This window comes from Fluctibacter halophilus (assembly GCF_020687825.1).
In the GTDB taxonomy this organism is placed as follows: domain Bacteria; phylum Pseudomonadota; class Gammaproteobacteria; order Enterobacterales; family Alteromonadaceae; genus Fluctibacter; species Fluctibacter halophilus.
This window is the reverse complement of sequence record NZ_JAJEWP010000001.1, coordinates 969,880-984,117: the sequence shown is the minus strand read 5'-3', so window position 1 is coordinate 984,117 and position 14,238 is coordinate 969,880. Positions and strand designations below refer to the sequence as shown.

The 14,238-nt window shown below is 53.1% G+C and carries 8 protein-coding genes; 2 read left to right on the top strand and 6 right to left on the bottom strand.

The window, feature by feature from the left end:
* Positions 1–15 precede the first annotated feature (15 nt).
* The 3 genes from LJ739_RS04515 to LJ739_RS04505 form a co-directional block, all read right to left on the bottom strand.
* Entirely contained in the window at positions 16–2,589 is a 2,574-nt protein-coding gene (locus LJ739_RS04515; RefSeq protein WP_229157413.1) for a TonB-dependent receptor plug domain-containing protein, read from the bottom strand.
* Between the two features lie 339 nt (positions 2,590–2,928).
* Complete coding sequence (gene sohB / locus LJ739_RS04510; protein ID WP_229157411.1) at positions 2,929–3,957, bottom strand: protease SohB; 1,029 nt, start codon at positions 3,955–3,957, stop codon at positions 2,929–2,931.
* Between the two features lie 119 nt (positions 3,958–4,076).
* Entirely contained in the window at positions 4,077–6,656 is a 2,580-nt protein-coding gene (locus tag LJ739_RS04505) for a VolA/Pla-1 family phospholipase (protein ID WP_229157408.1), read from the bottom strand.
* A gap of 269 nt (positions 6,657–6,925) precedes the next feature.
* Here LJ739_RS04505 and LJ739_RS04500 point away from each other — a divergent pair, with 269 nt between their 5' ends.
* Entirely contained in the window at positions 6,926–7,666 is a 741-nt protein-coding gene (locus LJ739_RS04500; RefSeq protein ID WP_229157406.1) for a YciK family oxidoreductase, read from the top strand.
* Between the two features lie 68 nt (positions 7,667–7,734).
* Here the strand turns inward: LJ739_RS04500 and glnS are convergent, their stop codons facing one another.
* Complete coding sequence (glnS, locus tag LJ739_RS04495) at positions 7,735–9,402, bottom strand: glutamine--tRNA ligase (RefSeq protein ID WP_229157404.1); 1,668 nt, start codon at positions 9,400–9,402, stop codon at positions 7,735–7,737.
* A gap of 204 nt (positions 9,403–9,606) precedes the next feature.
* Here glnS and LJ739_RS04490 point away from each other — a divergent pair, with 204 nt between their 5' ends.
* Positions 9,607–10,635 carry a LacI family DNA-binding transcriptional regulator gene (locus tag LJ739_RS04490; protein ID WP_229157402.1) on the top strand — a complete coding sequence of 343 codons (1,029 nt, stop codon included), beginning with the start codon at positions 9,607–9,609 and terminating at the stop codon, positions 10,633–10,635.
* A 68-nt stretch (positions 10,636–10,703) separates the two neighbouring features.
* On the opposite strand, the gene LJ739_RS04485 is transcribed toward LJ739_RS04490, so the two are convergent.
* Both LJ739_RS04485 and LJ739_RS04480 read right to left on the bottom strand, forming a co-directional pair.
* Positions 10,704–12,164 (bottom strand): MFS transporter, encoded by a 1,461-nt coding sequence (locus LJ739_RS04485; RefSeq protein ID WP_229157400.1) that lies wholly within the window; start codon positions 12,162–12,164, stop codon positions 10,704–10,706.
* A gap of 16 nt (positions 12,165–12,180) precedes the next feature.
* The gene (locus LJ739_RS04480; protein ID WP_229157398.1) at positions 12,181–14,229 is read right to left on the bottom strand and encodes a glycoside hydrolase family 97 protein; all 2,049 of its coding nucleotides are present in this window, start codon (positions 14,227–14,229) and stop codon (positions 12,181–12,183) included.
* Between the last annotated feature and the right edge of the window lie 9 nt (positions 14,230–14,238).

The window sequence follows — 14,238 nt, the reverse complement described above, 5'->3', positions numbered from 1 at the left end:
CCCTGCCTGGCCAGATTAGAAGGTGTAAACACCGCGGACATAGTAGAATCCGCCGTTGATGCCAATGGGTGACGTTACTGGGTACTTAGCCCCGGCAATTTCAGTATCCCACAGCACGTTCTCATCAGGGTACTCATCCAGTGCGTTCTTCGCACCAACAACCACCTGGAACTGATCGTTGAAGTGATAGCCCGCTTCCAGATCCAGTGTGAACTCGGAACCGACGTTGTCAATCGGCAGGCCTGAGTCCAGGTGATCTTCGAAGATGCTACCGGTGTAGTTCACCCGCGCCAGGAAGCGCCAGTCACCATTGTTATGGTTGGCCGTTACGCTGTAGCGTACCGCAGGCAGGTTGTCTTCGATCATGTGTACACGATCCGGAGAGATGTTTTCAGAGGCTTGATCTACCGTGGTGGACGTCCAGTTGTACGCCAAGGAGAACTTGGTGTCACCGCCAAACATTTCCATGCTGTAGTTCGCCACGATATCCACACCCTCGGTGGTGGTGTCGAAATCGTTGGTAAAGTAGCTGACTTCAGAGAAGCTTGACGCATCGGTAACACCTTGCGCCAACAGCGCAGCAATGTCTTCCTCAGTCAGTTTGATACCAGATGTGGTACTGATACGGTCGGTCACTTCAATGTGGTAGTAATCCACGGTCAGGAACAGGCCGTTGTCAAACTCGGCGACCATACCCATGCTGTAACTTTCAGACTCTTCCGGTGTCAGCACCGTACCGCCTTTTTGCACGGAAATCGGATCCGTGGGTGGCAACGTTGCACGGTCAATCAGACGACCGTCTGTACCGAAGGCGGTGGTTACGTTACGTACGTTACTCTGACCAATGGTTGGTGCCTTAAAGCCGGTACTGTACGCACCACGCAACGCTACGGTATCCGTAATCTGCCAGCGGGCAGCCAGTTTACCTTTGCTGGTGCTACCGAAGTCAGAGAAGTCCTCATAACGGATAGCCGCTGTCAGCATGAAGTCTTCCGTCAGGTAGGCTTCTGCGTCCAGGTAGAACGCGATGTTGTGACGAGACGCTTTGTTCTGACTCTTATTTGACAGACCCGGGAAGCCGTTTGAACCGATACCAAAGCCTTGTGAGGCCAATGGACCGATTTCGTAAGACGCCGGATCACCTGCGATGCTCTCGTAGGTTTCATGACGATACTGGAAACCACCGGCCAGATACAGGGCATCATACAAACCGACTTCGAACGGTTTACCCAAATCGATGTCCAGGGTTTGTTCCTGTTGAATGTACTTACCCGGTTTGAAGGAAGTCGGTGTATCCGGACCCAATGACGGGTTGATGGTATTGCGGATAGCAAAGTCCACTTCGTTGCGACCCAGGTTAACACTCACGTCATAACGAACGTCGTTATCCAGGAAACCTTTGGTACCGAACACCAACGACATGTCGGTGATGTCACCGCCGAAACGAGGCGTAAAACCACCAGGCAACATTTCGTTGAATGCAAAACAGTCCGGATTGTTGGCAACTTCGTTAATGTAGCGAGGGTTTTCCAGCACATTATCACCGACAACGATATCGGTCGGACAGTTGCCGCTCATGTCGCCGGTCAAATCACCTACCAACAGCAATTGTTCACCGTCTGCGTTTGTACCACCGTCATTCACGCCGCCACGGTTGTGCGGGTTACGGAAATAGAAGCCACCGTCGACGGTACGTTCAGCGTAGTTACCAAACATGTAAGCTTCGCGGTCATCCCCCAGGTCCAGACCCAGGTTGGCGAACAGTTTGATATCGTCTTTGATTTCCGGGTTACCCCAGATCTGCGCCGGATCGGCGACAGCAGTGTTGCCTGCATCAATCAGCGCCTGTGCGTCATCACGCTGCACACTGCGCGAGGTTGCATCGGCAGTACGGTACTCGGCGGTTACATTCAGGAAGCCATCATCGGTCAATGGCATACCGACATTGGCAGACACCTGCATCATGTCGCCATCACCCTCATAATAAGAGCCCATGCGCGCTTCAACAGAACCACCCTCGGCGTCGTCACGCAGCACGAAGTTCACTACGCCGGCAATGGCGTCAGAACCGTACTGTGCCGCAGCACCGTCACGCAGCACTTCGACCTGCTTCAGGGCCGCTGCCGGGATCACGGAAATATCCGGTCCCTGAGCACCGTCTGACAAACCACCACCCAGGAAGGTGATGACCGCTGAACGGTGACGACGTTTGCCGTTTACCAGCACCAAGGTGTGGTCAGAAGCCATACCACGCAGGTTGGCCGGACGTACCAGTGTTGACGCGTCGTTGATGGGTTGGTCGTTAACGTTAAACGACGGCACCACTGACTGCATCATGGAAACCATGTCAGTGGAACCCTGGTTTTTGAATTCTTCGTCACCGATGATATCGATAGGAACCGCAGAATCACCAATTGAACGGGGCGCCGCACGGGTACCCACAATGGCGATTTTTTCCACATCGGCAGCCGCGGTGTCAGTCTCAGCCTCCTGGGCCGACACGGACATTGTCGTCATAACACCGGCTGCAGCAGACACAGCGATGCCATAACGCACACTCTTCGCGAGTCGAGAGATAGTCATGTTCATAATGTTTTCCAGCATGTAGTTTGATTATCACGAGGGTCATGTTGTGCCTTTAAAAAACACCCATGCCACCCGCTGTTTTTTATAATCCTTCAACACCAACAATTCTGCTGGCGCACTTAATATATAAAATGCAACTCACTAAAAAACAAACAAATTTGGCGAAATAAAAAATATATTTTTTTTCGTAGAGGATTTTGAAATGTGGTTTGTCTATTACTTGTTGGCGTTGGTTTACGTGGTTGAAATAGCCCGTCCTGCGCGACACTTTTTCTTTCCTGGACAATAAAAAAGCCCGCCATTTGGCGGGCCTTTTTTTAACCTTCACACAATTGTCATGTTTTAACGCAGCAACGACTGCATTTTACTCAACAACCGTATACTGCCTTTTTCAACTGCCGCGGCAGTGGCAACCCCCACCCGCTCAGCAAGCGACTTTTTCTGCGCATACTTCACGGCATAGATTTGTCGTTCGGGATGCGCTGCCAGCAAGTAATCATCTGATGTACACAATTCGTCAACCAACCCGAGATCCTTGGCGCGAATGCCGTACCAGTATTCACCGGTCGCCACTTTATCGATGTCCAGTGTCGGGCGGTGCTCAGCGACATACTGTTTGAACATGCCGTGCACATCTTCCAGCTCTTCACGAAACTTCTGACGTGCCGTTTCGGTGTTTTCGCCGAACACGGTCAGCGTCCGCTTAAACTCCCCGGCGGTGTGCTGCTCAAAGTCGATGTCATTTTTCTTCAGCAGCTTGTTGAAGTTGGGTAACTGGGCAATCACGCCTATTGAGCCGATAATCGCGAACTTGGCGGCCAATACCGTGTCCGCCACACAGGCCATCATATAGCCGCCACTGGCAGCCACCTTGTCCACAGACACTGTCAGCTTGATGCCTTTATCACGGATACGCTGCAACTGGGAGGCAGCCAGGCCATAACCATGCACCACACCACCGCCACTCTCAAGACGCACCAGCACTTCGTCCTTTTCTGTGGCAATGCACAGAATGGCCGTGATTTCTTCGCGCAAACTGGCCACTTCATGGGCGTCCATGGAGCCTTCAAAATCGATCACAAACAAGCGCCCAGGGGTATCCTGTTGGTCTTTGGCGGCCTTTTCCTTGGCTTTGGCGGCCTTCTTCTTGTCTTTCTGCAGCTTTTTGATCTCATCCTTACTCAACAACAGATGGTTGGCATGCTCGGTGATATCCTCGTAATGGTCCGACAAGGAACGGAATTCCAACTGTCCTTTGTCCTGCTTCTGGCGCGCTGCAATCGCCACGATACCGCCAACAGCGACCAGTATCGCGATGACCAAGGTTGCTGTTTTGGCGATAAACAGCCCATATTCGTATAAAAATGCCACGTTCCGGCTCCCTTACTACTGCTTGTTTTTATGATGGTTTGAGGTGTATAGATGGGGACAATACACGAAAAAAAAAGCCAAGTCTGTGACTTGGCTTTTTTGTAGTTCCGAATCCGGAATTAGTTGGCGACGACGCTTTCGTCTGTGACCTGAATCACAGCACCGTCGGTCGCAATGAAGGTTGCGGCCTGGGTCTGCATCTCAGTGGTCGCTGCCGCGCTGGTAGCCGGGCTCAGCAATGAGCTGTGTGAACCGGTCAGGAAGCGCACGATACCGTTACCCTGTGCAGTGCTGGATACACCTGGCAAACCGATGAAGCTGGCCAGAGGCTCTGTACCGGCGAAGGTAGGCGAATTCACGGTTGTGTTGGGGATCACCTGATCGCTCAGGGCCACATCGCCACCGTCGTTCTGGCCACCACCGACAACTTCATGCAGCAATACATTGCTGTTGCTGCCCAACAAGGCGGCGAAGTTGTTCGGATCGCCAGCATCGCTGATGGTCTGTGCCGCAAAGGTAAACTCTGCAAACAGGCCGTTAATCTCAGCCAATTGCGCATCGTCTAACAGGGTGACAAACACATCGTATGCAGGGGCAATTGCCTGGTCTGCAGGAATGCCGTTTTGAGCGGCAAAGCCAGCCAGGAACTGCTGGAAGTCTGCAGAAGACGCTGCCAGCAATGATCCTTTGATCAGGCTTGAGAAGCTCGGGCTTTCCATCAGGAACCCAGGGACACCACCACCAGGAACGGAGAACACGGCCGCATCAAAGGCGTACATGCTGTCGAAAGCGGCCAATTGGCCACCCAGGCTCATGTTTGATACCGCGACGGTACCAATACCGCTGATAGAGCCAAGGCTTTGTCCAACGAAACTCACGTCACTGCCGTCCAAATCAATCGAACCACCGGTGGTATCTACCACGGCGTTCAGACCCAGACGCAATCCCATGGCATCAACAATACTCTGACGCAGATTGTCACGGGTTGTGACCAAGGAAGCCAGGTTCATGTAATCGGTGGTCGCACCACCAAAACCTGCACTGGCGTTAACCACGCTGCCGTCAACCGTAAAACCACGGCTACCGTGCAGCGGGTGGTCAATGGCAACAGTTGCGAAGCCCGCTACTGACAATGCACCGGTAATTGCAAGGAAGTCTTCCTTCTTAGAGGTAATGCCGTGTTGCAGGATCACCACCGGCCAGCCGGCTTCAGGCTTGCTGATCGGAGCAATGGCGCCGCCAGTCAAGGCCGACAGTACTCCGACTACTGCAGGATCTGGCACAGTAATTTGTACATCCAGTGTTTCAGTACCGTCTGCATTGCTACCCTGTCGGGCAGGTACCGGGCTGTAACGGGTCAGGTGACGCAGATCTTTGATACCCAGATTGGTCAGGTCCAAATCCATCAGCTGACCACCGGTCGCAGCCTGACACAGCTCATTGTTGACACCGGTGGAAATCGTGCCAGCGGCCAACAGGTTGCCGATGGTCTCAGCACCCAGAGATTGCATGATCAAACCATTGGTACACGCTGCGCGCCAATTGTCCGTCAATGGCTCAGTCGTGCTCAGGTAATAAGGCAGATTGATATTACCCTGCTTCAAACTGGCCGCACAGAACGCGCCAACCTGAGGGAACACGGATGCTGCAGTGGAAAACAGCGGTGACGCGGGGTTGCTGACTGCAGCAATCAGACCATCACACGAACCCAGGCCGACCGCTTGCAACTGGGCCAGTTGGTCACCCAACAAGGACGGGGCCAGTACGTCAAAAGCGGTGTCCGCCAGACCGGAGTCACTGGCAACAATCGCCGGCAGGAACTGAGCCGCCTGGGCAACTGGCATCCCCTGGCCCACAGCCTGGGCAAAGGTACCGATTTGCAGCTGTTTGACAGTTGCAATAATGTCGGTGGTGGTTTGTGTAGTGAAGGTATAACTGAAGATGATGTTGTCGCCGGAAATGCCTGCATCTCGACCGATGACACCCTCATAAGAGTTTACCAGACCTTGAAGCGCCAGCTGAGATTCCGTGGCAAGTGGCAAGGTTTCAATGTCCTGGCTCACCAACTCATACGTGGTGGAAGGCTGAATACTTGCACCATCACTGGCTTTCAGCTGGTCGGTGACGACCACGTAATAGGTGGTCGCGCCTTCCAGTGGTTTCAGTGGAATGACGGCAACGTCATTACCCACTGCCTGGGTCACGAAGTCTACACCGAAGGTCAGCTCTTCATTGATTTTACATCCCGCCAGAGGCGATGCGGTTGTACACTCTGGATCTTTCAGATCGCCACCGATAGCACCTTTAAACAGGCGCACGGCGCCAGGCGCGCTGGCCGATGCGGCATCCAGGGTAATGCCATCAGGATGGCGGGTAGAGAAGGTAAAAGGATGCTGGGTTGACCAGCCGTCCAACGCACCCAGTGCGACGGAAGGGTTACCGAAATCAGGCGTACCGCCATCGGCTTGGCCTGCGATTTCGTCCGGCACCTCTAACGTACCGTCATCAGTTTGCTCCACCAGCGCAAACAGCAAATCAGTCGGTACCGGCAAATCCCCCGCCGTCGGATCGAAAACAATCCGCGATGCTGGGCGTTGCTTGGCCGTTTCCTGTTGCACTTCCTTGAGATCCTCACCGCCGCCACAACCGGTCAACGCGAGTGCCGCTGCAACGCTGGTACTGATAAACAGTTTTTTCATTCTAACTCCCCAGAATCCTCTAGTTATTCTTATATCTACTTGTTTTTACGACGTGTTTTATCGCCCACTGCGATTCAATCAGTCACAAAATAACCAACAAGTATGACCAGTTAAAGTTACCGCAATAGTATTGACTTTGTTAGCCATTTGCAAAGGTTTGTTAAGTATTTGTTAGTCCGCCCCGAGGATTTTTTCCAGCACCAAAAAATTTCTCACAACCCACCGGCAATGATAGACTGCGCGCCATTCTGACCGACAAGATTGGACTTATGCTTAACGATTCCCCCACCCCACACTTTCTGAAAGAACACGTCATTCTGGTGACCGGTGCCGGTGATGGCATTGGACGAGCCGCGGCTTTGGCGTATGCGCAGCACGGTGCAACGGTTATTCTGCTGGGCAAAACAACCGAAAAGCTCGAAGCGGTTTACGATGAGATTGTGGCACAGGGATATCCGGAGCCGGCCATTGTGCCCCTCAATCTGCTGGGCGCGACACCACAACATTACCGAGACATGGCCAATACCATAGAACAACAATTCGGCCGTCTCGACGGTGTGCTGCACAATGCCAGTACCCTGGGGCACCTTGAGCCACTCAAGAATATCAGCGAAACGGATTGGCAGACGGTCATGCAGGTAAACCTCAACAGCACCTTTTACATGACCCAGGCGTTGTTACCGTTGCTGGAAAAAGCCAACCGGGGTGTTCTGCTATTTACCACCTCGACAGTGGGTAGCCAGGGTCGTGCCTACTGGGGCACCTACGCGATTTCGAAGTTTGCCACCGAAGGCATGATGCAGGTACTGGCCGATGAATACGCCAACCATCCACTCACCGTCAACGGGATCAATCCCGGCGCGACGCGGACCAACATGCGTGCCAGTGCTTACCCGGCCGAAGATCCCGAAAAACTCAAAACGCCTGAAGATCTAATGCCCGTCTATCTGTACGCCATGAGTCCTGAGTGCAAGGAACATGGCCAGGTACTGGTTGCTCAACCCAAGTAGGGTCTATTCGCAGACAGTAAAAAGCCGGCATGTTGCCGGCTTTTTTGTTTCAGTGTTGCAAAGCGGAATTAATCCTGACTGATTTTAGCCCAGGTATCACGCAATCCCACAGTGCGATTAAACACCAGTTGCTCGGGCGTACTGGAAGTATCTGCACAGAAATAACCCGTGCGTTCAAACTGAACCGCCTGGGTCGCAGGTAACGTTGCCAGACCTGGCTCAACAAATCCCTGTTTCACGATCAGTGATTCCGGGTTGATGGCCGAGGTGAAATCATCTTCAGCGGCTGGGTTTGGCACATTGAACAGGCGGTCATACAAGCGAATTTGCGCGGGTAATCCTTCGCTGGCACTGACCCAATGGATCACCCCTTTCACCTTACGGCCATCGGCAGGATCTTTGCCAAGCGTGTCTTCGTCATATGAACAATACACAGTAGTGACAGTGCCATCGGCGTCTTTTTCGACCCGTTCCGCTTTCACCACATACGCATTGCGCAGACGAACTTCCTTACCCAGCACCAGACGTTTGAATTTCTTGTTCGCTTCTTCACGGAAATCCTCGGCCTCGATGTAGATCTCGCGGGTAAATGGCACGTTGCGAGTTCCCATCTCGGGATCGTTGGGGTGATTCGGTGCGCTGAGCTGTTCAACCTGATCAGTCGGGTAGTTTTCAATCACCAGCTTGATCGGGTCCAGCACTGCCATGGCCCGTGGTGCATTGTCATTTAAATCATCACGGATACAGGCTTCCAACATGCCCATTTCGACCATGTTGTCCATTTTGGTCACGCCAATACGCTTACAGAACTCGCGGATCGATGCCGGGGTGTAACCACGACGACGCAAACCAGCGATGGTGGGCATACGGGGATCATCCCAGCCTTCCACATGATTGTCGTCAACCAACTGGATAAGGCGGCGTTTGCTCAACACCGTGTACTCCAGGTTCAGACGAGAGAATTCATACTGACGGGGAACAGTATCGATGCTGATGTTTTCAATCACCCAGTCGTATAACCGACGGTTGTCCTGAAATTCCAGTGTACACAGTGAATGGGTGATCCCTTCCAGCGCATCGGAAATACAGTGGGTGAAATCGTACATCGGATAGACACACCACTTGTCACCGGTCTGGTGGTGATGGGCAAATTTCACCCGATACAGGACCGGATCGCGCATGCACATAAAGGGTGACGCCATATCAATCTTGGCGCGCAAACAGGCCTCGCCCTCTTTGTACTCACCGGCAGTCATTTTTGCAAAGCCGTCGAGATTTTCTTGCACCGAGGTATCCCGATACGGGCTGTTCTGTCCAGGGCGGGTCAGGGTTCCACGCATTTCGCGCATCGCATCCTGTGTGGAGTAATCCACATATGCCAGACCTTTTTCGATCAACTCAATGGCATACGCGTGTAACTGATCAAAGTAGTTTGATGAGTAACAGACATCGCCGTCCCAATGAAAACCCAACCACTCCACATCTTTCATGATAGACGTGACGTAATCGATGTTTTCTTTCTCGGGGTTGGTATCGTCAAAGCGCAAATTGCACTGACCCTTGTAGTCCTGAGCAATGCCAAAGTTCAGGCAAATGGACTTGGCATGGCCGATGTGCAGGTAGCCGTTGGGCTCCGGCGGAAAACGGGTATGGATCTGAGAGTGCAATCCCGACGCCAGATCGGTTTCGATAATTTGACGAATAAAGTTGGTCGGACGGTGCTCAGTCTCGGCCATTCACAATTCCCCTGTGCAATGTTGGTCATAAAATGTCGCGGGATTATACCATCATGCGCTCAACACAAAATGTTTTTTATGGATTTCTCGCGCTGATGCCCGCAAGGCTACACAAAGAAACACAAGACCTTGAGAATAAGGTAGTGTATAACAATCAGGGACTTTACCAACGACAATCATAAAAGAGTTTGCAGTTTACCAACCATGAAAGCCAAAGCCACATCCTTTGATATTGCCCATATGGCGGGCGTTTCTCAATCGACCGTCTCCCGGGCGTTACGAGACAGCCCGCTGGTCAATCAGGAAACCCGGGATAAAATCAAAGCGATTGCCCGGGAACTGAACTACAAGGTCGATAAGAACGCCAGTAATCTGCGTCAGCAACAAAGCCGGACGTTGGCACTGCTGCTGTTCGAAGACCCAACCACCGACGATTCTTTGATCAACCCGTTTTTCCTGTCCATGCTCGGCAGCATTACCCGTGCCAGTGCCCAGGCCGGCTACGATCTCTTGGTGTCGTTCCAGAACTTCAGTGACGATTGGCATGCTGACTATGAAGACACCAACAAAGCCGACGGCATCATTCTGCTCGGCTACGGTGACTACATGGACTATCGGGATAAACTGACCAAACTGGAAGAACAGGAAACCCATTTCGTGCGCTGGGGGGCCTTTGACAAGGAGCACCCTGGCATCTCGCTGGGCTGTGACAATTTCCAGGGCGGGTACGACGTAACCGACCACCTACTCGGCCTTGGCCATCGCTCCTTCGCCTTTATCGGAGGTGCAGACAGCCGGGCGCCGGAATTTTTCGCCCGCTATAAAGGCCATGTCAGCGCACTGCAAAATGCCGGCATTACGCCACAAAAAGACTTGCAACGGGATGCCATCTCCACCGAAGAGTCCGGTTATGCGGCGGTGAATGCCTTGCTCCGTGAAGGTCATCGCCCGGATGCGATGGTGTGCGCCAGCGACCTTATTGCCATTGGTGCGATGCAGGCAATCAACGAAGCGGGCCTGACCGTCCCTGATGACATTGCGGTCACAGGCTACGACGATATTCCGGTGGCGCGCTTTACCCACCCTGCCCTGACGACGGTCAAACAAAACACCACTCTGGCCGGAGAAGCCCTGGTTGAAAACCTGCTTCGGCTGGTCAATGGTGACCAAGCGGATGCCCAGCTAATGCCGGTAGAGCTGGTGATACGCCGTTCTTGTGGCGCCCCCGAATGAATCGCTGAAAGAAAGCGAGCATAAAACGAGCATAAAAAAGGCAACCCGGTGGTTGCCTTTTTTAATCCTTACTCCACCGCGGGTTCGTGTTCCTGAACGAAAAACACCGAGACGGCACCGAGCAGCATTGCCCCGCCAGCCAACAGAACGATGTAAATTGCCTGATTGTCAAACACGCTACTCAATATCCAGCCACTGAACAGCCCGGAAACAATCTGTGGTGCGGCGATAGTAAAGTTGAAGATCCCCATATAAACCCCGGTTTTGTCTGCCGGCAATGCACCCGCCAACATGGCATAAGGCATGGCGAGGATCGCCGCCCAGGCAATACCCACGCCGATCATCGGGATCATCAGGTTCACCGCCCCTTGGGGCACGGTTACCTGGGTGATCAACAAATCGACCTCAACCTGGGTCGGATTCTGGAAAAACAAGAAACTGATATAGCTGATGCCGCCCAGAAACAAGGCGCCGGCATAGATGGTCTTGCGACCAAAACGGTCTGCCATGCGCGCCAGCACCACCGAGAAGAACGCCGCAAACAGTGAATAGGCAGCAAACAGGATCCCTACCCAATCACCTGCAGCACCTTTGGCAGCCAGAATATGGGCCGGAACGACCTCCAGGCCGCTCAGGTAGGCCGGGTCAAACCACTGGGTTTCGACCTCCCAGATATGCTGGGTAATGGCCGGCATGGTATAGACCCACATGATAAACAAGGCAAACCAGGAAAAAAACTGCACAACGGCGAGTTGTTTCATAGTTTTCGGCATGCTTGCCACCAGGGCGAAAAAACCGCTTAATCGCGTTAATAATGGGGCGCGCTGCAGACTCGGCGTGGCCTCTTGTACCGATAACCCTTTATACGCCGCATAATCCTGTGGTGCATATTCTTTGGTACGAAACACGGTCCATAACACAGAGCCCAACAACACCGAAGCGCCAATGTAGAACGCCCACATGACAGATGGCGCGACTTGCCCCGCTTTGGCGGTGTTTTCCAGTCCAACCACATTGGTCAGCACGAATGGCAGGATAGAACCGACCACCGCACCGATGTTGATCAGAAGCGACTGAACCGAATAACCAATGTTGCGCTGTTTGGGGGGCACCATATCTGAGACCAGCGCCCTGAAGGGTTGGAAACACACATTAAATGACGCATCCATTAACGCCAGCATTAGCGCACCAAATAGCATGGGCGCCATAAAAGCGACGAAAAGCGGAGCATTGGGCATCAGGTACATCCCCAATGCGGCCGCCACTGCACCGGCAAGAATAAACGGTTTGCGCCGTCCCAGACGATTCCAGGTACGATCCGATGCAGAGCCAACAATGGGCTGGACAATCAACCCCATGATCGGCGCAACCAACCAAAACAGTGATAACGAGTGTAGGTCTGCGCCCAAATCGGACAAAATGCGACTGACATTGGCATTTTGCAGGGCAAAACCAAACTGGACACCCAGAAATCCGAAACTGACGTTCCAGATTTGCCAAAAAGAAAGTTGTGGTTGTTGTTTTGACATAAGGTTTCTCAATACTTCAGGATTCGTTGTCAATGGCGACAAAGCGCACCGCGGCGCCGCCACTGGTCGCCAAAGGCAAGGTCAGGGTGTCGCTGGCGGACACCGTTTGGCGGCTGATCTGCATATCATAGGGCTGGGTCAGCCAATCGGCATTTTCACCATCAAGATATAATTGGGCCTGGAAAGACTTGCCTGGTGGCAGAAAGTCGAGAGGTACTTGCAACTGACGCGCCTGTTCATCGGTAATGGCCCCCAGATACCAGTCATCACTGTCACGCGCCTGGCGGGCGAATACCACAAAGTCCCCCACTTCACCTTGCAGAGCAATACTCTCTTCCCAGTCGGTAGGGACATCTTTGATAAACTGGAAGGCCTCAGGGTGCGCGTCGTAATGCTCTGGCAGATCAGCCGCCATCTGGATGGGACTGTACAGCACCACATACAATGCCAATTGCTTGGCCAGGGTGGTTTGAACCCGATTTTCCGCATCCAATCCTTCGTAAGCCAGGTTAAAAATCCCCGGCGTAAAATCCATCGGTCCGGCCAGCATGCGTGTATACACGAGGTTTACTGTATGCTGCGGATCATTGGGCGGCGAACCCCAGGCGTTAAATTCCTGCCCACGGGCGCCTTCGCGACTTAACCAGTTTGGATAGGTACGACGCAGACCGGTGTCTTTGATCGGTTCATGGGTATTAATGCTGATCTGATACTTGGCAGCGGTCTTTACGTTATTGAGGTAGTGATTGACCATAAACTGACTGCCATGCCATTCATGGCGGACGATACCTCTGTCGTCAATGCGTTTGATCGTGCCACCGTCAGCGACATAACCGGTTTTGACCTGGCGCACACCGTGTTGTTGGTACAAACGGAAAGCATCTTCCATTTGATGTTCATAATTGCTCACGCTGCCGGAGGTTTCATGATGCCCGATAAGACGCACGCCTTTTTGTTTACCGTAAGCTGACACTTCAGCGATATCAAAATCCGGGTAACTCTGGGTAAAACTGAACACATCACCATTGTGGAACCAACTGCCGTCCCAACCAATGTTCCAACCTTCTACCAATACGCCGTCAAACCCCGACTGTGCTGCAAAGTCCATCACCGCTTTGGTGTTGTCGGTGGTGGCGCCGTGGTGCTCGCCACTGCCCCAGGTATTCACCCCCAGATGCATTCCCCACCAGATACCGGCATATTTGCCCGGCTCCACCCAGGAGACATCGCCAAGGGCATTGGGTTCGTTAAGGTTGAGGATCATCGACGAGTTCAACAGGCCCGTGGCGCTATCGGCGACCTGAATGGTCCGCCATGGGGTCACAAAATCACTTTGGGTCAGCACTTTCAAGCCATCCGAACGGGGTGTCAGTTCGGCACTCAGGAAACCTGATCGGCTCTGTTTGACCGTCATTTCAGCAAAATCAACCAACGCCGCTTCATGAATACTCAGATGAACGCCATTGGCGTTACGCATCGTCAATGGCGTAGTCGCGTGGGTGATCGCGGGAACCGGGGTTGTGTTGTACAGGTATTCATAACGATTCCAACGCAGCGCAGGTACCCACCAGGCCGTCGCGCCTTCCGGGTTCGCCACCGTAAATCCGGTCAGTTCACCGGTTATCGCTGCCGTTTCGTTGTGGGTTACCCCTTCGTAACGAAAACCCAGCCCGTCATTAAACACCCTGACCCGCACCCGATAAGGTCGAGTATGGGGAAGTTCACTGTCCAGTGTTACGACCAGTTCATTGTGCTGATCGACCACCGTACGCCGCTCTCCCCAGGGTTGCTGCCAATCGCTGTGGTGGCTACTTTGCTGGTGTTGGCGAATGCGATAGCCAGGTCCGAAATCGCTTTGGTCGCGAAATGACAGGCCCATTTCCGATCGCAACAACACGGGTTGCTGCTGATAATCGACCTTGTAGTGCAATCCCCCATCATCGCTGATGGTCACGACCAGGGCCTTGTCCGGTGATGACACCGCGACCGACTTAGCCGCAACCGGGGTGATTATAACGGCGGGCAATAGCAAGGCGATTGCGAAACACTGCTTGGCAATTGACATAGCTGGGTT

Coding starts and splice junctions, on each gene's coding strand:
- LJ739_RS04480 (WP_229157398.1), bottom strand. CDS start 14,229: ATGTCAATTGCCAAGCAGTGTTTCGCAATCGCCTTGCTATTGCCCGCC.
- LJ739_RS04515 (WP_229157413.1), bottom strand. CDS start 2,589: ATGAACATGACTATCTCTCGACTCGCGAAGAGTGTGCGTTATGGCATC.
- glnS (WP_229157404.1), bottom strand. CDS start 9,402: ATGGCCGAGACTGAGCACCGTCCGACCAACTTTATTCGTCAAATTATC.
- LJ739_RS04505 (WP_229157408.1), bottom strand. CDS start 6,656: ATGAAAAAACTGTTTATCAGTACCAGCGTTGCAGCGGCACTCGCGTTG.
- LJ739_RS04485 (WP_229157400.1), bottom strand. CDS start 12,164: ATGTCAAAACAACAACCACAACTTTCTTTTTGGCAAATCTGGAACGTC.
- LJ739_RS04500 (WP_229157406.1), top strand. CDS start 6,926: ATGCTTAACGATTCCCCCACCCCACACTTTCTGAAAGAACACGTCATT.
- LJ739_RS04490 (WP_229157402.1), top strand. CDS start 9,607: ATGAAAGCCAAAGCCACATCCTTTGATATTGCCCATATGGCGGGCGTT.